Origin of the sequence: Burkholderia cepacia GG4, assembly GCF_000292915.1 — a bacterium.
GTDB classification, from domain to species: Bacteria; Pseudomonadota; Gammaproteobacteria; order Burkholderiales; family Burkholderiaceae; genus Burkholderia; species Burkholderia cepacia_D.
In genome coordinates, this window is sequence record NC_018513.1 from 556,825 (window position 1) to 582,465 (window position 25,641).

Here is a 25,641-nt window from a genome sequence, read left to right on the forward strand (position 1 = left end):
ACATTGCGCGCGCCGTCCCGTTCGCCAGCCGCGTTCGACCGCATCATCAGGAGGAAGCCATGACGATCGTGCAACAGGAGCGTCCGGCTACCGCATCGCCGTATCGTTTCCAGCGGGAGATGAGTTCCGGCCTCGAACGCCTGGCGACCCAGCATCGCGACCTGACGCTCACGACCGTGTTCCAGCCGATATTCAGCCTGTCGCACCAGCGCGCGGTGGGCTACGAGGCGCTGTTGCGCGCGCATGACGCGCTCGACCGCGCCGTGTCGCCGCTCGACGTGTTCGGCGAGGCCGCGCGCCAGGGCGAGCTGCTGCAGCTCGACCGGCTCGCGCAGGCGCTGCATCTCGAGAACTTCGCGTTGCTCGGCGCCGAGCGCGAGTGGCTGTTCCTCAACGTGCATCCGGGCGTGCTTACCGATCCGTTCCAGGCCGCCGCGCTGCTCGCGAACCTGAAGCGGCTCGGCATGCCGCCGCGCCGCGTCGTGCTCGAAGTGCTCGAACAGCGCGCGGAAGACGTCGAGCGGCTCGCCGACGCCGTGCGCGAATTCCGTGCGCAGGGCTTCCTGATCGCACTCGACGATTTCGGCGCCGGTCATTCGAACCTCGAGCGGATCTGGCAGCTGAACCCCGACATCGTGAAGCTCGACCGGATCATGCTGTCCCACGCGGCGCACCGTACCGGGCTCACCGCGATCCTGCACGGGCTCGTCACGCTGCTGCACGAGGCCGGCAAGCTCGTGCTCGTCGAAGGGATCGAGACCGAACACGACGCGCAGATCGCGCTCTCGTGCGAGGCCGATTTCGTGCAGGGCTATTACTTCGGCCGCCCGGCGCCCGGCTTGCCCGACAGCGCAGCGGCGACCGGCTGCATCGGCGAGCTGACCGAGCGCTTTCGTCAGCAGACCGAAGCGCGCGAGCGGCGCGACGCGCAGCGGCTCGCGCCGTACCTGCGCGCGTTCGAGCGCGCGGCCGAGCGGGTGGCGGCCGGCGAGCCGCTCGACGAGGTGTGCTGGAACTTCCTCGCGCTCGACGATGCGGCGCGCTGCTTCCTGCTCGACGCACGGGGCCGCCAGGCGGGCCGCAACGTCGTGCTGCGCGCGGACCGCGCGCTGGCCGAGGCGCGCTTCTCGCCGCTGGCGGATGCGCAGGGGGCGAACTGGCTGCGCCGGCCGTATTTCCGTACGGCGATCGCCGAGCCCGGACGCGTGCAGGTGACGCGCCCGTACCTGTCGATCAACGAGGCGCAGCCGTGCGTGACGCTGTCGATGGCGGTGCGCATCGGCGATGCGCAGCACGTGCTGTGCGGCGATATCGACTGGCGCGACGAAGCGGCCGACGGCGCATAGCGCCGGCGTCGCGCTGGTGCGGTTCACGCCGCTCGGCTAGGATGCGCGAATTATCCTGACGATTCGCGAGCCGCCGATGAACCGACCCGCCGCTTCCTCCGTCCTCCTCGAAGTGATCGCCACGACCGTCGGCGATGCGAAGGCCGCCGCCCGCGCGGGTGCCAATCGCCTCGAACTCGTGACCGCGATCACCGAAGGCGGGCTCACGCCGAGTGTCGGCCTGATCGAGGCCGTCGTGGCTGCCGTGCCGATTCCGGTGAACGTGATCGTGCGCCCGCACAGCCGCTCGTTCGTCTACGACGCCGACGACCTGCGCGTGATCGAACGCGACGTGCGCGCGGCCGTCGCGGCCGGCGCGAACGGCGTCGTGTTCGGCGCGCTCGATGCGCGCGGCGATCTCGATCTCGACGCGCTCGCCCGCATCGCGGCCGCCGCGGACGGCCGTGCGCTCACGTTCCACCGCGCGTTCGACGTCGCGCGCGATCTCAACGCCGCGTTCGACGCACTGCTGCGCGTGCCGGCCGTCACGTCCGTGCTGACGTCGGGCGGCCATCCGTCGGTACTCGACGCAGTCGCGACGATCACGCGGATGGTGCGGCAGGCGGCCGGCTCGACCTGCACGGTGCTGGCCGGCTCGGGGCTCACGGTCGATGCGGTCGGTGATTTCGTCCGCGCCACCGGCGTGCGCGCGGTGCATTTCGGCTCGGGCGTGCGGCCGCGCGGCGCGGTGCTGGCCCCCGTCGACGAACAGCAGGTCGAGCGCGTGCGCGCGGCGCTCGACGGCGCGGCGGCGCACGTGTGACGCGCCTGCTGAAGCCGCGCGCCGGCAAGCAGGCGATCGACGGGCCCGACGGCGTGTGCTGGTGCGTCGAGAGGGCCGCGATGCGCGACGCGCAGGACGATCCGGCGCAGCCGATCGGATGAAAAAAAGCCGGGGCATGCCCCGGCTTGTTCGTTTGCACGCGATGCAGGCGCTTACGCGTTTTCCGCCAGCGCGTCGGCCTGGCTCGCACGGATGCCGAGGCGCTCGAACAGCGCGCGGTCGCGCTGCGTCTGCGGGTTGCTCGTCGTCAGCAGCTGGTCGCCGTAGAACATCGAGTTCGCGCCCGCGAGGAAGCACATCGCCTGCATCGCGTCGTCGAGCTGCTCGCGGCCGGCCGACAGGCGCACGACGGCCTTTGGCATCGTGATGCGCGCGACCGCGATCGTGCGCACGAACTCGAACGGATCGAGCGGCGCGGTGCCTTCGAGCGGCGTGCCTTCGATCGCGACGAGGTTGTTGATCGGCACCGAATCCGGATACGGGTTCAGGTTCGCGAGCTGCGAGATCAGGCCCGCGCGTTCACGGCGCGATTCGCCCATCCCGATGATGCCGCCGCAGCACACGTTGATGCCCGCATCGCGCACGCGGTCGAGCGTGTCCAGACGGTCCTGGTACGTGCGCGTCGAGATCACCTGGCCGTAGAACTCCGGCGACGTGTCGAGGTTGTGGTTGTAGTAGTCGAGGCCCGCGTCGGCGAGCGCGTGCGCCTGCTCGTCCTCGAGCATGCCGAGCGTCATGCAGGTCTCGAGGCCCAGTTCCTTCACGCCGCGCACCATCTCGGTCAGCGCCGGCATGTGGCGCTCCTTCGGGTTGCGCCAGGCGGCGCCCATGCAGAAGCGGCTCGCGCCGTTCGCCTTCGCCGCGCGGGCGGCGTCGAGCACCGTGTCGACGTCCATCAGCTTCTCGGCCTTCAGGCCCGTGTCGTGGTGCGACGATTGCGAACAGTAGCCGCAATCTTCCTCGCAGCCGCCCGTCTTGATCGACAGCAGCGTCGACAGCTGCACCGCGTTCGCGTCGAAGTGCTCGCGATGCACCTGCTGCGCGCGGAACATCAGGTCGTTGAACGGCAGCTCGAACAGCGCGACGACATCGGCGACGCGCCAGCGCTGCGACGTCGGGGCGGCCACGGGGATCGCGTCGGGTTGCACGGCGGCGGTCTGGGCTTGGGTCATGGTGGTTTTCCTGTCGTGAATGCGGGGATCGGGGCGTCAATGCTGCGCGGCGCGCAGCGTGTCGACGAGCGCGGCGATGTCGAGCATCGCCGCGGCGGATTCGGGGGCAGCCGGGCTCATGTGCGCGATGCGGCCCAGCAGCGGTGCGCGATGTTCCCGCGCGAGCCAGTCGCGGATCGTCGCGACGTTCTCGTCGGCGTACGACATGGCCGGGTCGACGTGGTTCGCGACCCAGCCGGCGAGCGTGAGGCCGCGCTGGCGAATCGCGTCGGCCGTCAGCAGCGCGTGGCTGATGCAGCCGAGCCGCACGCCGACGACGAGCACGACGGGCAGGCCGAGCGCGACCGCGAGATCGGCCGTGTCCTGCGTATCGTTCAGCGGTACGCGGAAGCCGCCGACGCCTTCGACGACGACGACGTCCGCGCGCGTCAGCGCTTCGCGGTGGCTCGCGACGATCGTGTCGAGGTCGAGCGTCACGCCTTCCTGCGCGGCGACGATGTGCGGTGCCGCGGGCGCCTTCAGCAGGAACGGCGTGCGCAGCTCGGGCGGCAGCACGACGTTTGCGGCTGCGTCGAGCTGGTCCGCGTCCTCGTTGCGCCAGACGCCGTCGCGTTCATACGCGCCGGCGGCGACGGGCTTCAGCGCGGCCGCGCGCAGGCCGTGCCGCGCGAAGCCGTGCAGCATCGCGGCCGACACGAAGGTCTTGCCGATCTCGGTGTCGGTACCGGTGACGAAGAGGGAAAGGGGGACCGTCATGCTGCTTCCCGCCGGGCCGCCCCACCGGGCGTAGCGGGGCATTCGCGGAGCATCGCTCCGTGCCCGCATAGCCGGCCGTGGGCACCGGCCGCCCCCTCGGGGGGCAGCGAACGAATGTGAGCGTGGGGGCGGTTCATCTTGCTTCCTTGCTGGCTTCGAGTAGCGCGGTTTCGAGCCGCGCGAGATCGTCGAACGAATGGGCGGCCGACAGCGAGATGCGCAGCCGCGACGTGCCGGCCGGCACCGTCGGCGGCCGGATCGCGGGCACCCACAGGCCGTGCGCGTCGAGCGAACGCATCGCCGCGAGCGTCGCGTCGTTGCTGCCGATCACGAGCGGCTGGACGGCGGTGTGCGAATCGACCGGCTGCCAGCGCGTCATGCGCAGCAGCGCGCGCGTGCGCTCGATCAGCGCGGCGAGGTGCGCGCGTCGCGCGTCGCCTTCTTCGCCACCGATCACCTTCAGGCTCGCCGATACCGCGTGTGCGACGGCCGGCGGCGCGGCCGTCGTGAAGATGTAGCTGCGCGCGCGCTGGATCATCCATTCGATCACGGTCTCGTGCGCGATGACGAACGCGCCCGCCACACCGGCGGCCTTGCCGAGCGTGCCGACGTACAGGAGGTTCGGCGAGCGCAGCGCGGCGGCCGCGAGCGCGCCGCGGCCCTGCGGGCCGAGCACGCCGAAGCCGTGCGCGTCGTCGACGACGAGCCACGCGCCGTGGCGCTCCGCCAGCGCGACGAGTTCGGCGAGCGGCGCGATGTCGCCGTCCATGCTGAACACGGTATCGCTGACGATCAGCTTCGTTTCGGCATCCGACGCGTCGAGCAGCGCGGCGAGCGCGGCCGTGTCCGCATGCGGGTAGACCTGCACGTTCGCGCGCGACAGCCGGATGCCGTCGATCAGCGATGCGTGGTTCAGCGCGTCGGAGAAGATCGTCGCGTGCTTGCCGGTGAGCGCCGTCATCGCGGCGAGGTTCGCCATGTAGCCGGTGCTGAAGTACAGCGCGCGCGGCGCGTCGGAGAAGCCGCCCGCGAAGCCGGCGAGCTCGTCCTCGAGCGTCGCGTGTGCACGCGAATGGCCGCCGAGCAGATGCGAGCCGCCGCTGCCGGAGCCGTAGCGCTGCGCGCCTTCGGCGAACGCGGCGACGAGTGCCGGATGCGCGGCGAGGCCGAGGTAGTCGTTGCTCGCGAAGCCGATGATGTCGCGGCCGTCGACACGCATGTGCGCGTCGCATGCGGTGTCGGCGGTGCGGCGCACGCGGCGCAGGCCCTGCGCATCGAGCTCGGCGAGGCCGCGCTGCAGCGTGTCGAGCAGGGGCGCGGTCGTTTCCTGTGAGGATTGTTTCATTACGCCACCTCCGCGAGCGTCGCGTCGAGCGTGTCGCGCGTGCGTTGCGCGAGCCACGCGATGTCGTCGTCGCTCATCACGTACGGCGGCATCAGGTACACGGTCGTGCCGATCGGGCGCAGCAGCAGTTCGCGTTCGAGCGCGCGCTCGAAGAAGCGCCGCGAGAAGCCGCGCGCCGCGTCGCCGTCGAGCGCGACGTCGAAGGCGAACAGCGTGCCGCGTTCGCGCAGGTGACGCACCTGCGGGTGCGCGTCGAGCGGCGCGAGTGCGGCGCGCATCGCCGCCGATTTGCGCGCGTTGCCGGCGAGCACGTCGTCGCGCGCGAACAGGTCGAGCGTCGCGACCGCCGCGCGGCATGCGAGCGGGTTGCCGGTGTACGAATGCGAATGCAGGAAGCCGCGCGTCGTATCGTCGTCGTAGAACGCCGCGAACACGTCGTCGCGCGTGAGCACGAGCGACAGCGGCAGGTAGCCGCCGCTGATGCCCTTCGACAGGCACAGGAAATCGGGCCAGACGCCGGCCTGCTCGCATGCGAAGAAGGTGCCGGTGCGGCCGCAGCCGACCGCGATCTCGTCGGCGATCAGGTGCACGCCGAATTCGTCGCACAGCGCGCGCAGCCCGCGCACGTACGACGGATCGTGCATCGCCATCCCGGCTGCGCATTGCACCAGCGGCTCGACGATCAGCGCGGCGATCCGGTCGGCACGTTCGGCGAACAGGCGCCGCACGTCGTCGAGCGCGCGGCCCGCGACGTCGGCGGCCGTCTCGCCCGGCAGCGCACCGCGCGCGTCGGGCGACGCGACCACGTGCGCGTGGCGGATCAGCGGGTCATAGGCATCCTTGAACAGCGCGACGTCGGTCACGCCGAGCGCGCCGATGGTCTCGCCGTGATAGCTGTTCGCGACGCACACGAATTCGTGCTTGTCCGCGCGGCCGCGGTTGCGCCACGCGTGGAAGCTCATCTTCAGCGCGATCTCGACCGCGGACGCGCCGTCCGACGCGAAGAACGCATGGCCGAGCGTGCGATCGGTGAGCACATGCAGCCGCTCGGCGAGCTCGATCGCCGGCTCGTGCGTGCAGCCGGCGAGCATCGCGTGCTCGAGCGTGTCGAGCTGGTCCTTCAGCGCCGCGTTGATGTCCGGGTTCGCATGGCCGAACAGGTTCACCCACCACGAGCTGATTGCGTCGAAGTAGCGGCGGCCGTCGCGGTCGTACAGCCATACGCCTGCGCCGCGCGCGACGGGAATGAGCGGCAGGCGCTCGTGGTGCTTCATCTGGGTGCAGGGATGCCAGACCGCGCGCAGGCTGCGCGCGACCCAGTCGTCGGTGGCTGGCGTACTCAAGGCGGCTCCGGGGGGTAAAACGGCGGCGGGCATCGAACGGGATGCCGCGCGGCGACTGACGGAAAACGCGCTGAGATTAGCGTGTTCCGGCGCACGTTGCACTACCGGTTACAAACGCCGCAAAGCCTTGCCGGACGGGAGTTCGACGCAGATCGCGGGGGCTCGGAACGGTACGCGCCAGATGTCCAGAAATGACCGCAGATGACGACGTTCGAGTGACACCCCCCGACAGAAAAAAATCGTGGGGAAGGCGCACGACCGACGGTGAGGAATCGGGGCTGGAAGAGAAAAGAGGGAGCGAAGCGTGACGCAAGGCGCGCGCGGCGGCCGGTGAATTGGGGGGCCGAATCAGGCGCGAGAGGAGGCAGGAAAGGCCAGCAAGGACCAGCAAGGACCAGCAAGGACCAGCAAGGACCAGCAAGGACCAGCAAGGACCAGCAAGGACCAGCAAGGACCAGCAAGGGCAGCCGGCGCGAGTGACGGGTGGAACTGCCGGTCGGCCCGGCATGAGACGCACTGCACGAGCGCGCGAACGCCGCTGCACGCACCAGGCGTTCGCAAAAGCCGAGAAGGAGAAAGAGAGGGGGGAGACCGCGGGGCGACGCCGGGCGTCGCGAGTCCCGCGTCAGCGCGAAGCCAGCGCGCGCGTATCGGCGTCGTGCGTGTTGCCGTCGCCGTTGTCGGCCGTCTGCGTCGCGTTCGCGTTCCACACGACGCGGTCGTTGACCGCATACAGCCGGCACGCGCCCGCACCCTGCTTCGCGCAGTTGTCGAGCGCGAGCGCCATCGGGTCGTCGCCGCCTTCGGCCCACGACCATGCGCCTTCGGAAGACACCGCGAACGCGCGGCTCGGATGCTGGTTCAGGAAGCGGCGATAGCCTTCGCGGCCGGCCGCGTCGACGAACGGCACCGCATCGACCGCGTCGATCGACGCATAGCCGGTCGCATTCGGTTCGTGCGGGTTGGCGACCGCATAGCGCACCGAGGTCGGCAGGTTCAGTTCCGCGAGGAACGCATGCACGGCCGGCCACCACACGGGCACGCCGTCGCGATCGACGATCAGCCGGTGCGCGTCGTCCTTGTAGCGGCCGAAGTCGATGAAATGTGCCTGCGTGCCGTGCGACACGTACGCGTCGTGCATCTGCGCGACGAGCGCGGGCGTCCACACCGAATCGTTGTCGCCGTACAGCCACAGCGAGCGCACGGCCGTATGCGCGCCGTACTGGTCGAACGCGTCGACCAGGTTGCGCTGCCAGCCGTCGCAGAGATCCTGGCGCAGCCCGCCGGAGAAGTTGATGATGCCGCGCACGCCGGGCGCGGCTTCGGTGCCGTACGCGACCGAGGCGAGGCCGCCGTGCGACGTGCCGGCGACGACGATGCGCGACGCATCGATGTACGACTGACGCGACATGTAGCGGACCGTCGCGTCGACGTCGGCGGCCTGCGCGAGGCCGTTCTTCCCGACGTTGCAGCCTTCCTGCTGGTACGTGCCGCCCGACCCGGAGAAGCCCTGGCGGTTCGGCGCGATCACCGCATAGCCGCGACGCACGAATTCACGCGCGAACGCGAGCGGCCGGCTGCGCGGCTGCAGATGGAGATCGCCGGTGTTCTTGCCGTGGTTGAAGACGACGAGCGGGAACGGCCCGGGGCCGTTCGGCTTGAACAGCGTCGCCTCGAGCATCACGGTGCCCGAAGCATCGGCCGGGATGCTGACGATTTGTTCGTTGAGGTTGGCGGCGACCTGCGGGAGGCCCGAATCGCCGTAATCGAAGTGCTCGGCATGGGCGAGCGAGCCGCTTGCCGCTGTGGCCGCGCCGGCGTGTGCATTCGGCTGCGTACCGGCCTGAGCGGCCGACAGCGCACACGCCGCCATCCATCCCACCAATACCTTGCTGAACGCCATTCGTAAGCCCTGCCATGCAACTTGACCAATCTGAGGGCCATCGTAGCCCGACAAATTCAGGTTGTGCAATGCGGGAATTACCCGGCGTCTGACACAGCAACTATTTGTCAGCGTTCACTTACTTCGCCGTCGACATAGCGCCAGAAACCGTGCTCGTCGCGCACGAAGCGGCTCGTCTCGTGGAGCCGGTACGCGCGCCCGCCGACCTTGTAGCGGGCCACGAATTCGACCTCGGCGTGCCGTTCGTCGCGCGGCGCATGGCGTTTGACCGCGAGACCGAGCCAACGAGGTGCGTCGGGTGCATTCGGGTCCGCATCGAGATCGGCCGGGCAGGTGCGCGGATCCCAGGTCGCGCGCAGGTAGTCGGTCGCGCCGAGCACGTACGCGCTATACCGCGAGCGCATCAATTCGAGCGCGGTCGGTGCGGCTTCGCCGCCGTCGATGAAGCGGCCGCAGCAGGCCGCGTAGCGCGGGGCCGGCGCTTTGCCGGCAGGGGTGGGGGACGCGCCGCCGCACGGGCACGCGTCAGGTCGGTTCAAAATCATGCGAATCGTGAATTAACGACGCCAGGTTGTGATGCCGGCTTACCAGCTGAGCTCGACACCGTCGTACTGGAAGAAACGGCCGTTGGCCTGCGACATGTCCGCCCCGGCTTCGGCGATCACGCGGCGCATGCCGGTCACGCTGGTTTCCGGATCGATCGCGGCCTGCGCGCCGCCCATGTCGGTGCGCACCCAGCCGGGGTGAAGCGAGATGCACGCGGCGTGGCGCGTCTGCAGCGACGCGATGCGCAGCACGTCGTTCAGCGCGGCCTTGCTCGCACGATACAGCCAGCCGGTCGTGCCGGTCGCCTCGGCGATGCTGCCCATCCGGCTCGATACGACCGCCAGCACGCCGCGCGCGTCCTCGACGAGCGGGAGCAGGATCGGCAGCAGCTGCATCGGCCCGCGCACGTTCGTATGCATCACCGCGTCGAAATCCTCGGCGCCGATCGTCTCGACCCCTTCGGTGCGCGGCCCGTAGACGCCCGACACCAGCACGGCCGCGTCGAGCCGTTCGCCGTCGAGCTTCCAGCCGAGCGCCGCGATCTGTTCCGGCTGCGCGATGTCGAGCGCATGCGCATGCGCGCCGAGTTCGCGCAGCGCGGCGAGCGATGCGTCGTCGCGCGCGGTGGCGATCACGTTCCAGCCGTCGCGCCGGTATTGCCGGACGAATTCGCGGCCGAGGCCGCGCGATGCGCCGACGATCAGTACGGTTTTCATGTTCGCCGCTCCTTTCGTGGCACCGCCGTCGCGGCGGTGCCGGTGTCAGATCAGTTCGGGGTCCGTCGCGCTCGCCACGCCGGCGTCGGTTACTTCGCGTCGCCGCACGGCTTCAGCGTGTCGGCGACTGCCTGCGCGACGCCTTCAAGCCGCGCGGCGTCCGCCGCGACCATGTCGTTGTCGGGCGCATGCTGGCCGCGCGCGGTGAGCGCCGCGACGCAACGCTTATAGGTTTCGTCGAGCGCGTCGAAGCTCGACACGGCCATCCCGAGGTTGCGCATCCGCCCGTCGTGCACGCCGTACACGAGCCCGTGCACGGTGAGCGACTGGCCGCGCGCCCACGCGTCGTTGACGATCGTCGTGCGGCACACGTTGACGACCTGCTCGATCGAATTCAGTTCGATCAGGCGGCGATAGCGCGCTTCGCCGACCGGCCATTCGTCGAGCAGCGCCGCGTGACGTTCGCGCACGTCCTGCACGTGATGCAGCCAGTTGTCCGCGAGGCCCACGCGCCGGTTGTGCAGCGCCGCGTTCACGCCCGAGCAGCCGTAGTGGCCGACGACCATGATGTGCTTCACGCGCAGGATGTCGACCGCGAACTGGATCACCGACAGGCAGTTCAGGTCGCTGTGCACGACGACGTTCGCGATGTTGCGGTGCACGAACACTTCGCCCGGCGGCAGGCCGATGATCTGGTTCGCAGGCACGCGCGAATCCGAGCAGCCGATCCACAGATATTCCGGTGCCTGCTGGTCGGCGAGTCGCGCGAAGAAGTCGGGATCGTCGGCGAGCTGGCGCTTGACCCAGGCGTCGTTGTTGTCGAACAGGTGTGAAAGCGGGTTGTCTTGGGTATTCATCGGTGAGGATTCCGTTTGCGGAAATCGGGTCGATCGGGTTCGGTGCACGTGCGCGTCAGGCGGCGCGCTGCGCGTCGCCTGCGCTGTCGCTCGCGTCCGTCGCAGCGAAGCGCGCGGGGTAGCGCACGGTGAAGCGCAGCGACACGTCGTACGGGTAAAAATCGGGCAGCTCGCCCTGCAGCAGCTTGTCCTTGCTGGCCTGCCACAACGCGGGTTCGAAAAAGTCCGCGTGATGCTTCATGAAGACCGTCCGCACGCGCGGGTCGCCGAGCAGGAACGGTCCGTAGGTTTCCGGAAAGATGTCGTGCGGGCCGACGGTATACCACGGTTCGCCGGACAGTTCGTCTTCCTCGTTGCGCGGCGGCGGCACGCGCCGCACGTTGCAGTCGGTCAGGTACTCGATCTCGTCGTAGTCGTAGAACACGACGCGGCCGTGGCGCGTGACGCCGAAGTTCTTGTACAGCATGTCGCCCGGGAAGATGTTGGCCTTCATCAACTCCTTCACCGCGTTGCCGTACTCCTTCACGCCGTGCTCGACGTCCGCGTCGGTGCCGTTCTGCAGGTACAGGTTGAGCGGCGTCATGCGGCGCTCGATGTACAGGTGCTTGATCACGAGGTTGCCGTCCTCGTATTCGAGCAGCGACGGCACTTCCTTCTCCAGTTCGCGCACGAGCGCATGGTCGAGCCGCGAGATCGGCAGCGCGACACTCGAATACTCGAGCGTGTCGGCCATCCGCCCGAGACGGTCGTGGCGCTTCACCAGCTGGTACTTCTCCATGATCTGCGCGCGTGTCGTTTCCTTCGGCGGCGGGAACTGATCCTTGATGATCTTGAACACGTACGGGAACGACGGCAGCGTGAACACGAGCATCACGAGGCCCTTGATCCCGGGCGCGATGATGAAGCGGTCGCTCGAATGCGACAGATGGTGCAGCAGGTCGCGGTAGAACAGGTTCTTGCCCTGCTTCTGCAGTCCGACCGACGTGTAGATCTCGGCCTTCGGCTTGCCCGGCATGATCGTGCACAGGAAGTCCACGTACGCGGACGGCACGCCCATGTCGACCAGGAAATACGAGTGCGAGAAGCTGAAGATGATCTGCAGCAGGTCGCGGCGCAGCAGCACGGTGTCGAGCGCGAGCAGGCCCGGCCGCACGTGGCGGATCGGCACCGCGAACGGCAGCACGCGATCGGCGTTGATGATGCGGCCGACGATGTACGCGCTCTTGTTGCGGAAGAACAGCGACGACAGCACGTGGATCTGGAAATTCGGCGCTTCGTCGAACTGGCCGAATTCGTCGCTGATCGCCTGCATCACGCAGCCGATGTCGCGCGTGAGATCCTCGAACGGCGGTTCGAGCTGGAAGTTCGTGACGATGCGCTCGAGCGTGGCCGCGAGCCCGTCGGTGCCGGGGTAGTACGCGCGATAGGTCGGCTTCGCGGCCGGCTCGTCGTTCTCGAGGTATTCGGTCGAGATCGCGGGCCGCACGAAGATGAAATCATTGCTGAAATACGAGCGGTGCAGGATCTTGCAGCACACCGAATTGAAGAACGTTTCCGCGCACTCGGGCTGGCGGTGCGACGTGAGCAGGCCGATGTAGTGCAGCTTGATCTGCTGCCACACCTCGTCGTCGATGTTCTCCGCGTCGTATTCGTCCTCCAGCACCTCGACGCATTCCTGCACGCGATCGTCGTACGACGTGATGCGCTCGCGCGCCAGCCGCTGCAGCCCGTGCCAGTCGGTGCGCTCGTATAGCGTCTTCGCCTCGACGGCGGCTTCCCGGAAGATCCGGTAGTGGCGGTCGAAGTATTCGAGCATCGTCTGCGCGACGTCGAAACCGATCTGCGACGACAGCAGTTTGGGGAAGTGATTCATCGCGTGCAGGCTCGTTCGAGAGGGGCTGTAAGCACTCGCCATTTTAGCGCCCAAGTCGGCGTTTCATTGACTTTCGGGGTCCGGCGCCAAGCGCCGTCAATGGGCAGGTTATTCGCCGTTGAAGGCCGTTCGGTGCATCTTCGCGTAAAGATACGGGTACGGAACCGATTCTGACACGAACTTTTTTTGACCGGCCGACGCCCGCCGGGCACGCGTTGCGCGCGACGGCGATAGAATCGACGCGATGCCCGCCGTGGCCTGCCGGCCGCGCGCGCCGGCACCTGCATTGGCCCCCGCATTTGTACCGATAACGACGAGACACCCCACTGATGAACGCACTGGAACACCAACTCGAGTATCCCTTCGCCGACACGCTGCCCGCCGCGGGCGACACGTTCGAGGTCGCGCCCGGCGTGCGCTGGCTGCGCATGCCGCTGCCGTTCTCGCTCGATCACATCAACCTGTGGCTGCTGCGCGACGAGATCGACGGGCAGGCCGGCTGGACGATCGTCGACTGCGGGATCTCGTCGGACGCGATCCGTACGCACTGGGAACAGATTTTCGCTCGGCATCTCGACGGGCTGCCGGTGCTGCGCGTGATCGTCACGCACTGTCACCCCGATCACTTCGGCCTCGCGAACTGGCTGTGCGAAGGCGGCGACCAGGGCCGCTGGAAGGTGCGGCTGTGGATGACGCTCGGCGAATACATGTTCGGCTGCCTGATGGCGGCCGGCAACGGCTCGAACGCCGGCGGCGCGGCTGCGGCCGATCACTTCGCGCGCCACGGGCTGACCGATCCGGCCGCGCTCGAGAAGCTGCGCAACCGCCGCAGCTACTACTCGGATCTCGTGCCGGCCGTGCCGCCGCGCTACCGGCGCCTGCGCGAAGGCGACGCGGTGAAGATCGGCGCGCGCACGTGGCGCGTCGTCACCGGCTACGGTCATTCGCCTGAACATTGCGCGCTGCACAGCGACGCGGACGGTGTGCTGATCTCCGGCGACATGGTGCTGCCGCGCATCTCGACGAACGTATCCGTGTTCGATCTCGAGCCGGAAGCGAACCCGCTTGCGCTGTATCTGGAATCGCTCGGCCGCTACGAGACGATGGCGCCCGACACGCTCGTGCTGCCGTCGCACGGCAAGCCGTTCCGCGGCGTGCGCACCCGTATCGCGCAACTGCGCGCGCACCACGACGCGCGGCTCGACGAAGTGCGCGTCGCGTGCGCGGAGCAGCCGGCCAGCGCGGCCGACATCGTGCCGATCATGTTCCGCCGCCGCGAGCTCGACATCCACCAGATGACGTTCGCGCTCGGCGAGGCGATCGCCCACCTGAACCTGCTGTGGCTCGCCGGCGAACTCGTGCGTGAGCAGGGCGACGACGGCGTGCTGCGTTTCCGTACCGCACGCTGAACGCGCGTCATCACCCTTACGCGACGGGTTCGTAACGCCAGCCGTCGCGCTGCCATTGCATCGTGTGCGTCGGTTCGAGCGCCGCGAGAAACGCGGCGTCGTGCGACGCGACCACGAGCGCGCCGGGGAAGCCGGCCAGCGCGGCTTCGATCGCGCGCACCGATTCGAGATCCAGGTGATTGGTCGGCTCGTCGAGCAGCAGCAGCTGGGCGGGCGTGCCGCGCCACAGTGCGCACGCGAGCGCGGCCTTCAGCCGTTCGCCGCCGCTCAAGCGGTGCACCGGCTGCGTCGCGCGTGCCGCATCGAGCTGCAGCAGCGCGAGCCGGCTGCGCAGGTCGCCTTCGGCAAGCGGCGTATCGAGGAGTCCCAACTGCTCGACGATCGAACGATCGGGATCGAGCAGCGCGAGCCGCTGGTCGAGGTAGGCGGCGCTCACATGCGTCGTGCACGCGCCCGAGCGAGGCGCGAGTTCGCCGGCGAGCATGCGCAGCAGCGTCGATTTTCCGCAGCCGTTCGGGCCCGTCAGCGCGATGCGCACCGGGCCGCTGGCCGACCACGTGATCGCGTCCGCGCGGCCGGCGACGCGCCACGGCAATTGCGCGTGCTCGAGCGTGAACAGCTGGCGGCGCGCGCTGACCTCGGTACCCGGCAACGACACGAGCACCGGCGCGTCGGCTTCGACGCGCGCGGCCGCGTCCTGCACGCGTTCGTCGAGCGTCGCCTTGAATTCGCTCTGCTGGCGCCGGACCGTCCCCATGATGCTGCGCGCCGCGCCCTTGCGGCTCTGACGCGCCATCGACGACAGGTTTGCCGTCTTCGCGTCGCGCAGCGAGCCGGCCGCGTGGCGCTGGATCGCGTCGTGTTCCTGTTCGAGCCGTCGTCTCACGCGCCCGCGCTCGGTGCGCGCATGCTCGAGCGCGGCCTGCGCGGCATCCTGTTCCGCGTCGCGCTGCGCACGATAGCGCGCGTAGTTGCCGCCGTACGCGCGTACGCCGTGCGGCGTCAGTTCGACGATGCGCTGCACCTGCGCGAGCAATGCGCGGTCGTGGCTGACGATGACGACGCCGCTGCGCCAGCCGTCGAGCGCCGCGCGCAGCCAGGCACGGCCCGGCGCATCGAGATGGTTGGTCGGTTCGTCGAGCACCAGCAGCCCGGCGTCCGACAACAGTGCACCGATCAGCGCGACGCGCGCGAGCTGGCCGCCGCTCAGCGCGTGCGCCGGCGTATCGGCGCGAACGTCGTGCAGGCCCGCTGCGTCGAGCGCGCTGCGCAGCCGCTCGGCCAGGTCCCAGCGATCGCCGATCAGGTCGAAGTCGTGTGCGTGCGCGCGGCCGTCCGCGAGGCGCGCGAGGGCCGCGAGCGGTGCCTCGAGCGCGGCGATCGCCGCGACGGTTCGCGTGCCGGCCGGCGCGTCGTCGTGCTGTTGCGCGACGTAGACGACCGGCGTGTGCCGGTCGATCGTGCCCGCGTTCGGCGTGCGCCGGCCCGCGATCAGTTGCGCGAGCAGGCTCTTGCCGACACCGTTGCGGCCGACGATGCCGGTCGGCGTACGGTCGATGGAAAGGTCGAGCGAATCGAACAGCGTGACGCCGTCGTCGAAGCGGAAAGAAACGTGATGAAGCGCGACGAGCGCGCCGGTCGGCGTGGCAGCAGCCATAAGCACCTCCGAAAATGCGTGAAACCTTTCGCGCGGCGTGCGTGGCACGGCGGCGAAAACATTTTTGGGAAGGCTTAGTTGTTCACTTTGGCTGGCGTCCGGTATGAGGAATAGGCGCGCAGTGTAGCAAGCGCAGCGCACGGGCCGCAAGCGACCGGCGAGCACGCCGTCGCTTGCGCGCCACGCGCGGTTACTGCACGGCGACCGCCGTGAAGTTCTGGCGGCCGAACGGGCTGACGTGATAGCCGCTCACGTTCGTGCGCGTGAGCGCCGCCGCGGTCGGGTAGCCGAGCGGAATCCACAGCGCCTGGTCGTGGATGATCTTCTGCGCGGATTCATACAGCTTCGCGCGCTTGCCCTGGTCGGCAGTCGACTTGCCGTCGGCGATCAGCTTGTCGAGCTGCGCGTCGCAGAAGCGCGCGAAGTTGATGCCCGACTTCACCGCGTTGCAGCTGAACAGCGGCGACAGGTAGTTGTCCGGATCACCGTTGTCGCCGGCCCAGCCCATGAACAGCATGTCGTGCTGGCCGAGCTTTGCCTGCTTGATCAGCTCGCCCCATTCGATCACCTTCACCTCGGCTTTCACGCCGATCTTCGCGAGGTCGGCCTGCAGCAGCTCGGCGCCAGCTTTCGGGTTCGGGTTCAGCACGCTGCCGGTCGGGCGCGTCCAGATCGTCGTCGAGAAGCCGTTCGGGTACCCGGCCGATGCGAGCAGCTGCTTTGCTTTCGCGGGATCGTACGCATACGGCGCGATGTCCTTCGCATAGCTCCACGTGTTCGGCGGATACGGGTTGTTCGCGGCGGTCGCCGTGTTGTCGAACACGACCTTCAGGTAGGTCGCACGATCGAACGCGAGGTTCAGCGCCTCGCGCACCTTGTCGTTGTCGAGCGGCTTCTTCTGCGTGTTCAGCGCGACGAACGCGGTCATGAACGCGGGCGTCTGCACGACCTTCAGTGCGCTTTCGCCCTTCGCGGCGAGCACGTCCTGCGGCTTCGGCGACAGCGCGATCTGGCATTCACCGGCCTTCACCTTCTGCATGCGCACCGACGGGTCGGGCGTGATCGCGTAGATCAGCCGGTCGACCTTCGGCTTCGCGCCCCAGTAGGTCGGGTTCACGTCGTAGCGGATCAGCGCGTCCTTCGTGTAGCTCTTCAGCGTGAACGGGCCGGTGCCGACCGGCTTCGCGTTCAGGTCGGCCTGCTTGCCGGCCTTCAGCAGCTGGTCCGCGTATTCGGCCGAGTAGATCGATGCGAAGCCCATCGTCAGGATCGGCACGAACGTCGCGTTCGGCTCGTTCAGCACGAACTTCACCGTGGTGTCGTCGACCTTCGTGACCGACTTCACGAGCTTCACGAGGCCCATCGACTGCGCGTGCGGGAAGCCGCTCGCGCCGGCGACCTTGTGCCACGGGTTTGCATCGTCGAGCATCCGTGAGAACGAGAACACGACGTCGTCCGCGTTCAGCGGGCGGCCCGGCTTGAAGTAGTCGGTGGTCTGGAACGCGACGTTCGGGCGCAGGTGGAACGTGTACGTGAGGCCGTCGGCGCTTGCCTCCCATTTGTCGGCGAGCGCGGGCACGACCTTCTTCGCGGCTTCGTCGTACGACACCAGCGTGTTGAAGATCACGTCGGCTGACGCGTTGGTCGTGACGAGCGAGTTGTACTGCACGACGTCGAAACCGTCCGGGCTCGATTCCGTGCAGACGGTGAGCGGCTTGGCGGCGACGAGGCCGGGGGCGGCGAGGGCGGCGGCGAGTGCGGCCGCGGCGAACAGCTTGACCTGCATAGGTTCTCCCACGTGACTTGTGTTTTTTGCTGGGTGACGGGATGCGGGCGCGGCCCGGGAACAGGCGGGCCGGCGCGGCTGGCGGATAGCATACCGTCAAAGCGCGCAGGGCGTGAAAAAAGGCGTCGGATCGCGGTGGATTGACCGAAAAACGGCTGCGTTCACGACGGAATGCGTGTTCGGGCGGCGGTGCGGCGCGGGAGCGGAAGCGGGTGCGACGGTGAACGACGGGCGGCCGAGTAGGCGGTGGGGACGGCTTGAATCAGCGGGATCGACGGAATCTGCAGGATCGCGGCATCATCGGGCGACGAGTGGGACGAGTGGGACGGCCGTAAGGAGGCGGCGGCGCGCGCCGCGTTGGCGCGGGACTGCGATGCCGATGCAGCACCGGTCCGGCGCGTACTGAGCGCGCCGGATGTCCGATGCGCTCAGTGCGCGCCGGCCTTCGGCTTGCGCGGCGCCTTCTCGAACAGGCGGTCGTAGAGCCAGCGCGGCAGCACGTGCAGCACCTTCGCGACGACCCCCATCTGCCATGGAATCACGCGGAACGCGTGCTGCCGCGCGATCGCGCGGGCGGCGCGGGCCGCGAAGCGGTCGGCGTCCATCAGGAACGGCATCCGGTACGGGTTGTGCGCGGTCATCGGCGTGCGGATATAGCCGGGCGCGATCGTCACGACGCCGACGCCGGCCGGGCGCAACTCGACGCGCAGCGCTTCGAGGTACTTGATCGCGGCCGATTTCGACGCGCTGTACGCGCCGGAGCCGGGCAGGCCGCGCACGCCGGCGACGCTCGCGACGCCGACCAGCGTGCCGCGCCGCGCGGCCGTCATCGGGCCGACGAACGGCTCGAACGTCGTGACCATCCCGTAGTAGTTGATGTCCATCACGTCGCGGAACGCGGCGAGATCGCCCTGGCCCGTGACGGCGCCCTGGCTGATGCCCGCGTTCGCGATCACGACGTCGGGACAGCCGTGCGCGGCGATGAACGACGCGGCGGCCGTCGCGAGCGCATCGGCGTCGCGCACGTCGGCGGAATAGACGGAGACGGACAGCTTGGGAAAGCGTCGCGCGAACGCATCGAGGGCATCGGTGCGGCGCGCGACGAGGGCGAGCGTGGCGCCCTGGCGGGCGTATTCCTCGGCCATCGCGAGGCCGAGGCCGCTCGACGCGCCGGTGATGAAGACCTTCAGCGGAGTAGTCATGCCGGCGCGTGGGCGGGGATCAGAGCTTCTTGTCCTGAACCTGCTTCACGAGGTAGTCGAGCACTTGCGCGGTGCCCGGGATGCTGTTCGTGTAAGCCGGGCCCGTCTTGTACTTGCCCTGGACGACGACCGTCGGCACGCCGTCGATCGCGTAGTTCTTCAGCAGCTCGGCCGACTGCTTCACCTGGCCCTGCACGCTGAACGAGTTGTACGCGTCCATGAACTGCTTCTTGTCGACGCCTTGCGTCGCGAGGAAGTCGGCCTGCGCCTGCGGCGTCAGCAGGTAGTTCTTCTGCTTGTGGATCGCGTTGAAGATCGCCGGCGTGACCTTCTCCGAGATGCCGAGCGCGGACACCGCGTAGAACAGCTTCGAGTGCGGGACGAAATCGTCGCGGAACGCGACCGGCACGCGCTTGAAGTCGATGTTGTTGCCCTGCTTCTTCACCCAGGCCTCGATCGTCGGCTCGAATTCGTAGCAGTGCGGGCAGCCGTACCAGAAGAACTCGATCACCTCGACCTTGCCGGCCGGCGCGGACACCGGCTGCGGCGACTTCATCACCTCGAAGTCCTTGCCGGTAGCCGGCGCGGCGGGCGACGCCTGGGCGAAGCCGGCGGCGGCCAGACCCAGGGACAGAAGGAGCGTGCTAAGCAGTTTTTTCATGTTGTGAACGTCGAATCAGTTGCTCGGGTTACGGAACGTAACGGGTTCTGCGTGGGCGCGGCCGGTTGCTTATTGCTTCGTGAAACGGATCACCGCCGTGTCGACACCTGCATCGGACAGGCGCTGACGGGCCGAGTTCATATCCTCGAATTTCGAGAACGGGCCGACGCGCACGCGGAAATAGGTCACGCCGCTGACATCGCGCTTCGACACCTTCGACTCGAAGCCCTGGAAGCCCAGCCGCGCGCGCTGCTGCTCGGCGTCGCCTTCCGTTTTATAGGCGCCGACCTGCAGGAAGTAGCCGGTGTTCGCGTCGCTCGCGGTCGGCGGCTTCGCTGCCGCTGCGGCCGTCGCGGACGACGTCGGCTTCGGGGTGTTGTTCGCGACCTGCTGCTGCTGTTTCTGGGCGGCCGCCTGCTGCGCCTGCTTCTGCGCGGCGAAGCGCGCGAGGTCGTCCTCGCCGCCTTGCTGCTGCTGTTGCTGCTGTTGCTGCGCCTGTTGCGTCTTCTTCGGCGGCGGCGTGTTGTTGGCTGGCTTCGGTGCGACGGCGACGCCGTTGTCCGACGGCGGATTGTTCGACGCGGTCGTGTTGCCCGAGCCGCTGGAGCCGTTCGCGTTACCCGACGGCGGCACTTCGACGATCTGCGGTTCGGGCAGCAGGCCGCCCTGGGTCTGGTTCGCGGCCTGGCCGGGCGCGGTATTGGGCGGCGCGGATTGCGCGGCCTGCGGCACCGGCTGGCCGGGCGTCTTGCCCTGCAGCGCGCGGTTCGGGTCGAACTGCTGCGGCTGGCTCGCGCCGTTGTCGGCCGGCGGCGGCGCGACCTTCGACACGAACGGCGACGGCGAACGCGTGATGTAGAGCGCCACCACCACCGCGATCGCGAGGCCGACGATCAGGCCCAGCACGATTCCAAGAAATGTCCCTCCGGCTTGTTTCGATTGCTTCGAAGTTCGGCGTGGTTGTGCCATTGCTTGAGTCACCTGCAAAAAGAATCGTGAAAAGGCTGCGGCGGGCACCCGACGGCGGGCACCCGGTGGCGGGCATCCGACGCCAGGCGCGCCTGCCGCGGCCATTCGCTGCCCGGTTCGGGCCGCTTACATCTTGGCGGGCGCGGACACGCCGAGCACCGCCAGGCCATTCTCGAGCACCTGCCGGGTCGCGGCGAGGAGCGCGGCGCGCGCGTTGCGCGGCGCTTCGTCGTCGACCAGCACGCGCTCCGCATTGTAGAACGAGTGGAATTCACCAGCGAGATCGCGCAGGTAGAACGCGACCGCGTGTGGTGCCAGCTCGTTCGCCGCGTGCGTGAGCATGTCCGGATACTCGGCGAGCTTCTGCATCAGCGACACGGCCTGCGGGCTCGTGAGCTGCGCCAGGTCGGCGCCCGGCAGCTGCGTCACCTCGACGTTGTAGCGCGACTTCAATTCGTTGAGCACCGAGCAGATCCGCGCGTGCGCGTACTGGACGTAATAGACCGGGTTCTCGTCGTTCTGTTTCAGCGCGAGATCGATGTCGAACACGAACTCGGTATCGGCCTTGCGCGAGATCAGGAAGAAGCGCACCGCGTCGCGGCCGCGCGTGATGGTCGCCTCGTCGATCAGGTCGGGTGCCGCTTCCTGGCCCGGCGTCGCGCCGCCCGACCATTCGATCAGGTCGCGCACCGTCACGTAGCTGCCCGCCCGCTTCGACAGCTTCACTTCCTGGCCGTCGCGCATCACGGTGACCATCTTGTGCAGCACGTAGTCGGGATAGCCCTTCGGGATGCCGACGTGCAGCCCCTGCAGGCCGGCGCGCACGCGCGCGATCGTGCCGTGGTGGTCCGAGCCCTGGATGTTGATCACCTTCGTGAAGCCGCGCTGCCATTTCGTCACGTGGTAGGCGACGTCCGGCACGAAGTACGTGTAGGTGCCGTCCGACTTGCGCATCACGCGATCCTTGTCGTCGCCTTCGTCGGTCGTGCGCAGCCACAGCGCGCCGTCCTGTTCGTAGGTCATGCCGGCCTTGATCAGCGCGTCGACCGTCTGCTCGACCCGGCCTTCGCTGTACAGCGACGACTCGAGGTAGTACTGGTCGAACTTCACGCCGAACGCCTGCAGGTCCATATCCTGCTCGTGGCGCAGGTACGCGACCGCGAACTTGCGGATCGCGTCGAGATCCTCGATATCGCCCGCGCCCGTGACCGGCTCGCCATCCTTCGCGGCGACCGTCTCGCGGTTCAGGTAGTCGCGTGCGATGTCGGCGATGTATTCGCCGTTGTACGCGGCTTCCGGCCAGCCTGCGTCGCCCGGCTTCAGGCCGCGCGCGCGCGCCTGCGTCGAGATCGCGAGGTTGCCGATCTGCACGCCGGCGTCGTTGTAGTAGAACTCGCGGTGCACCGCGTAGCCCTGGCTCGCGATCACGTTCGCGAGCACGTCGCCGAGCGCCGCCTGGCGGCCGTGGCCGACGTGCAGCGGGCCGGTCGGGTTGGCCGACACGAATTCGAGCAGCACCTGCTTGCCTTTCTCGCGCTCCGACGTGCCGAACGCGCGGCCCTGGTCGAACACGGCGGCGATCACCGCCTGCTTCGCGGCGGCGGTCAGGCGCAGGTTGATGAAGCCGGGGCCGGCGATTTCGGCGGCGTCGACGAGCCCTTGCGCGGCCGGCTGGGCCGTGAGCGCGGCGACGATCCGTTCGGCGAGCTGGCGCGGGTTCGTGCCGAGCGGCTTGGCGAGCTGCATCGCGACGTTGCACGCGACGTCGCCGTGCGCGGCGACCTTCGGGCGCTCGAGCGTGATGGCCGGGGCGACGAATTCGGCGTCGGCGCCTTTCAGCGCGTGTGCGACCTGCGTGACGCTATCCGCGAGCAGGGCTTCGAGGGTCTGTTTGTGTGCTGGCAGCATGCTGGTAGAAGGCTTCGTTGGTGGCAGCCGGAAACGCCGGCCCGCCGGCGCGCTTTTCGAGCGCGCGTTTCAGGGATCGCAGAATTTTAACAGGTGCTAATATGCCGCTCAGGCGGCCCGCGTCCGCGAGGCCGGACGCCGGTCTGCCGGTGTTCCCCAATCGCGCCGCGCAGGCACAACAAGATGAAAAGGGAATTGTCATGATTACGTTCAAGAGCAAGGCGGCACAGGATCTCGACGTGCTGAAGGATTTCGCCGTATACGTGCTGGGCCTCGTCGGCAAGCAGCTGGGCGAACGCGGTGTGATTACGCACGACGAACTGGACCACGCGATCGCAAAGCTGGAAGGCGCGGTTGCGCAGGCGAAGCAGGAACGCGCCGAGCACGCCGGCCATTTCCACGAGGACGACGCCGACCACGCGCACCACGAAGTGCCGCCGAGCCTGGCGCAGCGCGTTGCACCGTTCCTCACGATGCTGCGCGAAGCGAAGGCCGGCGAGGCCGACGTGCACTGGGGCTTCTGAGCTTCGTTGCCCGGCTGACGCGGATCGAACGGTCGGAAAGGCCAGAAAAAGGCCCGCTCGAAGCGGGCCTTTTTATTTTGTCTGACCAAATGGGCGGGAAGCCGCCCCGGCCGTGCGCGGATCAGAGTTGCGGCGCGAGCGCGCGGCGCGCGTCGTCGAGCGACAGCGCCATCCGCTGCGCGTAGTCCTCGAGCTGATCCTGCCCGATTTTGCCGACCGAGAAATACGTGCTGTCCGGATGCGCAAGGTAGAAGCCCGACACGCTTGCCGCCGGCAGCATCGCCAGCGAGTCGGTCACGCTCATGCCGATCTCGTCCGCGTGCAGCACGTCGAACATGTCGCGCTTCACGAGGTGATCGGGGCAGGCCGGGTAGCCGGGCGCCGGGCGGATGCCGGCGTACTTTTCCGCGATCAGCGCGTCGTTGTCGAGCGTCTCGCCGCTCGCGTAGCCCCACAGCTCGCGGCGCACGCGCGCGTGCATCGCTTCGGCGAACGCTTCCGCGAAGCGGTCGGCGAGCGCCTTCAGCATGATCGCGCTGTAGTCGTCGTGGTCGGCTTCGAACTGCTTTTCCTTCACGTCGACACCCAGGCCGGCCGTCACCGCGAACATCCCGATGTAGTCGGCAACGCCCGATTCCTTCGGCGCGATGAAGTCGGCGAGCGAGCGGTTCGGCCGCATCACGCCGTCGACCACCGGGCGCACGCTCTGCTGGCGCAGGTTGCGCCACGTGAGCAGCACTTCCGAGCGCGATTCGTCGCTGTAGATCTCGATGTCGTCGTCGTTGACGGTGTTCGCCGGCAGCAGCGAAATCACGCCGCTCGCGGTCAGCCAGCGGCCCTGGATCAGGCGCGCGAGCATCGACTTCGCGTCGGAGAACACGCGCCGCGCTGATTCGCCGACGATCTCGTCGTTCAGGATCGCCGGGTACGGGCCCGCGAGGTCCCAGGTCTGGAAGAACGGGCCCCAGTCGATGTAGTTCGCGAGCTCGTTCAGGTCGTAGTTCTTGAACACACGGCGGCCGATGAACTTCGGCTTCACGGGCTGGTAGCCCGCCCAGTCGACCTTCGTCTTGTTCGCGCGCGCCGCCTCGAGCGTGACCATCGGCTGCGCCTTGCGGTTCGCGTGCTGGTCGCGGATGCGTTCGTAGTCGGACTTCAGCTCGTCGAGGTACTTCGCCGCGCCTTCGTCCGACAGCAGGTTCGACGCGACCGATACCGAGCGCGACGCGTCGGGCACGTAGACGACCGGGCCCTCGTAGTGCGGCGCGATCTTCACGGCCGTGTGCACGCGCGACGTGGTCGCGCCGCCGATCAGCAGCGGAATCTTCTTCACGCGGAAGTAGTCGTCGCGCTGCATTTCGGACGCGACGTACGCCATTTCCTCGAGGCTCGGCGTGATGAGGCCCGACAGCCCGATGATGTCCGCGCCCTCGACCTTCGCCTTCGCGAGGATCTCGTTGCACGGGACCATCACGCCCATGTTGACGACTTCGAAGTTGTTGCACTGGAGCACGACCGACACGATGTTCTTGCCGATGTCGTGCACGTCGCCCTTCACGGTCGCGATGACGATCTTGCCCTTCGCGCGCACGTCGCCGCCCGCTTCCGCGAGCAGGCGCTTTTCTTCCTCGATGAACGGGATCAGGTGCGCGACGGCCTGCTTCATCACGCGCGCCGACTTCACGACCTGCGGCAGGAACATCTTGCCCTGGCCGAACAGGTCGCCGACGATGTTCATGCCGTCCATCAGCGGGCCTTCGATCACGTTGATCGGGCGGCCGCCGGCCGCGTCGATCTTCGCGCGCACTTCTTCGGTATCCTCGACGATGAAGGTCGTGATGCCGTGCACGAGCGCGTGCGAGAGCCGCTTCTCGACCGGCTGGTTGCGCCACTCGAGGTTCTCTTCCTTCTTCGCACCGCCGGCCTTGAACTTGTCGGCGATTTCGAGGAGCCGGTCGGTGGAATCGGCGCGGCGGTTCAGGATCACGTCCTCGACGCGCTCGCGCAGCTCCGCGTCGAGATCGGCGTACACGCCGAGCTGGCCCGCGTTGACGATGCCCATGTCCATCCCCGCCTGGATCGCGTGGTACAGGAACACGGTGTGGATCGCCTCGCGCACCGGGTCGTTGCCGCGGAACGAGAACGACACGTTCGACACGCCGCCGCTCACCTTCGCGTACGGCAGGTTCTGCTTGATCCAGCGGGTCGCCTCGATGAAGTCGACCGCGTAGTTGTTGTGCTCCTCGATGCCGGTCGCGACCGCGAAGATGTTCGGGTCGAAGATGATGTCTTCCGGCGGGAAGCCGACTTCGTTCACGAGGAAGTCGTACGAGCGCTTGCAGATCTCGGTCTTGCGCTCGTACGTATCGGCCTGGCCCGTCTCGTCGAACGCCATCACGACCGCGGCCGCGCCGTAGCGGCGGATCAGGTTCGCGTGGTGGCGGAATGCTTCCTCGCCTTCCTTCAGCGAGATCGAGTTCACGATGGCCTTGCCCTGCACGCACTTGAGGCCGGCCTCGATCACTTCCCACTTCGACGAGTCGATCATGATCGGCACGCGAGCGATGTCCGGCTCCGATGCGATCAGGTTCAGGAAGCGCACCATCGCCGCCTTCGAATCGAGCATCGCCTCGTCCATGTTGATGTCGATCACCTGCGCGCCGTTCTCGACCTGCTGGCGCGCGACGGCGAGCGCCTCGTCGAACTGGCCGTTGAGGATCATCCGCGCGAACGCCTTCGAGCCGGTGACGTTGGTGCGTTCACCGACGTTGATGAAGAGCGTCCCGGACGTGACGTTGAACGGCTCGAGGCCGGCAAGGCGCATCATGTGATCGGTCATGGCGGT

The 25,641-nt window shown here is 68.2% G+C and carries 21 protein-coding genes; 5 read left to right on the plus strand and 16 right to left on the minus strand.

The features are described from left to right. The first annotated feature begins 59 nt into the window (after positions 1–59). From GEM_RS02475 to GEM_RS32105, 3 genes are all read left to right on the plus strand, one after another. Positions 60–1,346, plus strand: coding sequence for an EAL domain-containing protein (locus GEM_RS02475; RefSeq protein WP_014895877.1), 1,287 nt, complete (start codon positions 60–62; stop codon positions 1,344–1,346). Between the two features lie 76 nt (positions 1,347–1,422). Next, complete coding sequence (locus GEM_RS02480) at positions 1,423–2,148, plus strand: copper homeostasis protein CutC (protein ID WP_014895878.1); 726 nt, start codon at positions 1,423–1,425, stop codon at positions 2,146–2,148. After that, positions 2,145–2,270 carry a hypothetical protein gene (locus GEM_RS32105; RefSeq protein ID WP_272148363.1) on the plus strand — a complete coding sequence of 42 codons (126 nt, stop codon included), beginning with the start codon at positions 2,145–2,147 and terminating at the stop codon, positions 2,268–2,270. The genes GEM_RS02480 and GEM_RS32105 overlap by 4 nt, the downstream gene beginning before the upstream one ends. Before the next feature lie 51 nt (positions 2,271–2,321). Here GEM_RS32105 and bioB read toward each other — a convergent pair whose 3' ends face one another. The 9 genes from bioB to aceK form a co-directional block, all read right to left on the minus strand. Next, positions 2,322–3,341, minus strand: a complete 1,020-nt coding sequence (bioB, locus tag GEM_RS02485) for a biotin synthase BioB (protein ID WP_014895879.1) — start codon at positions 3,339–3,341, stop codon at positions 2,322–2,324. Between the two features lie 36 nt (positions 3,342–3,377). Continuing rightward, positions 3,378–4,097: a dethiobiotin synthase gene (bioD, locus tag GEM_RS02490; RefSeq protein WP_014895880.1), complete on the minus strand. Its 720-nt coding sequence runs from the start codon at positions 4,095–4,097 to the stop codon at positions 3,378–3,380. Between the two features lie 133 nt (positions 4,098–4,230). Then, positions 4,231–5,442 carry an 8-amino-7-oxononanoate synthase gene (bioF, locus tag GEM_RS02495; protein ID WP_014895881.1) on the minus strand — a complete coding sequence of 404 codons (1,212 nt, stop codon included), beginning with the start codon at positions 5,440–5,442 and terminating at the stop codon, positions 4,231–4,233. Beyond that, entirely contained in the window at positions 5,442–6,785 is a 1,344-nt protein-coding gene (gene bioA / locus GEM_RS02500; RefSeq protein WP_014895882.1) for an adenosylmethionine--8-amino-7-oxononanoate transaminase, read from the minus strand. The genes bioF and bioA overlap by 1 nt, the downstream gene beginning before the upstream one ends. 625 nt (positions 6,786–7,410) lie before the next feature. Next, on the minus strand, positions 7,411–8,688 hold the full coding sequence (locus GEM_RS02505; protein WP_014895883.1) for a dienelactone hydrolase family protein: 1,278 nt from the start codon (positions 8,686–8,688) through the stop codon (positions 7,411–7,413). 107 nt (positions 8,689–8,795) lie between these two features. After that, positions 8,796–9,233: a YchJ family protein gene (locus GEM_RS02510; protein ID WP_014895884.1), complete on the minus strand. Its 438-nt coding sequence runs from the start codon at positions 9,231–9,233 to the stop codon at positions 8,796–8,798. A 39-nt stretch (positions 9,234–9,272) separates the two neighbouring features. Beyond that, a complete protein-coding gene (locus tag GEM_RS02515; RefSeq protein ID WP_014895885.1) occupies positions 9,273–9,950 on the minus strand; it encodes an SDR family oxidoreductase in 678 nt (225 codons plus the stop codon). Between the two features lie 89 nt (positions 9,951–10,039). Continuing rightward, a complete protein-coding gene (gene can, locus GEM_RS02520; RefSeq protein WP_014895886.1) occupies positions 10,040–10,807 on the minus strand; it encodes a carbonate dehydratase in 768 nt (255 codons plus the stop codon). A 55-nt stretch (positions 10,808–10,862) separates the two neighbouring features. Next, a complete protein-coding gene (gene aceK, locus GEM_RS02525; RefSeq protein ID WP_014895887.1) occupies positions 10,863–12,680 on the minus strand; it encodes a bifunctional isocitrate dehydrogenase kinase/phosphatase in 1,818 nt (605 codons plus the stop codon). 329 nt (positions 12,681–13,009) lie between these two features. Here aceK and GEM_RS02530 point away from each other — a divergent pair, with 329 nt between their 5' ends. Next, positions 13,010–14,089, plus strand: coding sequence for an MBL fold metallo-hydrolase (locus GEM_RS02530; RefSeq protein WP_014895888.1), 1,080 nt, complete (start codon positions 13,010–13,012; stop codon positions 14,087–14,089). Between the two features lie 16 nt (positions 14,090–14,105). Here GEM_RS02530 and GEM_RS02535 read toward each other — a convergent pair whose 3' ends face one another. The 6 genes from GEM_RS02535 to argS form a co-directional block, all read right to left on the minus strand. Then, positions 14,106–15,746, minus strand: a complete 1,641-nt coding sequence (locus GEM_RS02535) for an ABC-F family ATP-binding cassette domain-containing protein (protein ID WP_014895889.1) — start codon at positions 15,744–15,746, stop codon at positions 14,106–14,108. A 190-nt stretch (positions 15,747–15,936) separates the two neighbouring features. Further along, positions 15,937–17,532 (minus strand): ABC transporter substrate-binding protein, encoded by a 1,596-nt coding sequence (locus GEM_RS02540; protein ID WP_014895890.1) that lies wholly within the window; start codon positions 17,530–17,532, stop codon positions 15,937–15,939. Between the two features lie 428 nt (positions 17,533–17,960). Continuing rightward, positions 17,961–18,734, minus strand: coding sequence for an SDR family oxidoreductase (locus tag GEM_RS02545; protein WP_014895891.1), 774 nt, complete (start codon positions 18,732–18,734; stop codon positions 17,961–17,963). Between the two features lie 19 nt (positions 18,735–18,753). Further along, a complete protein-coding gene (locus tag GEM_RS02550; protein ID WP_014895892.1) occupies positions 18,754–19,395 on the minus strand; it encodes a thiol:disulfide interchange protein DsbA/DsbL in 642 nt (213 codons plus the stop codon). Between the two features lie 69 nt (positions 19,396–19,464). Further along, a complete protein-coding gene (locus GEM_RS02555; RefSeq protein ID WP_014895893.1) occupies positions 19,465–20,364 on the minus strand; it encodes an SPOR domain-containing protein in 900 nt (299 codons plus the stop codon). Positions 20,365–20,490: 126 nt separating this feature from the next. After that, positions 20,491–22,272, minus strand: coding sequence for an arginine--tRNA ligase (gene argS, locus GEM_RS02560; RefSeq protein WP_014895894.1), 1,782 nt, complete (start codon positions 22,270–22,272; stop codon positions 20,491–20,493). 200 nt (positions 22,273–22,472) lie between these two features. Here argS and GEM_RS02565 point away from each other — a divergent pair, with 200 nt between their 5' ends. After that, positions 22,473–22,796 (plus strand): DUF1840 domain-containing protein, encoded by a 324-nt coding sequence (locus GEM_RS02565; protein WP_009693452.1) that lies wholly within the window; start codon positions 22,473–22,475, stop codon positions 22,794–22,796. A 121-nt stretch (positions 22,797–22,917) separates the two neighbouring features. Here GEM_RS02565 and metH read toward each other — a convergent pair whose 3' ends face one another. Continuing rightward, positions 22,918–25,635: a methionine synthase gene (metH, locus tag GEM_RS02570; RefSeq protein WP_014895895.1), complete on the minus strand. Its 2,718-nt coding sequence runs from the start codon at positions 25,633–25,635 to the stop codon at positions 22,918–22,920. Positions 25,636–25,641: the final 6 nt, after the last annotated feature.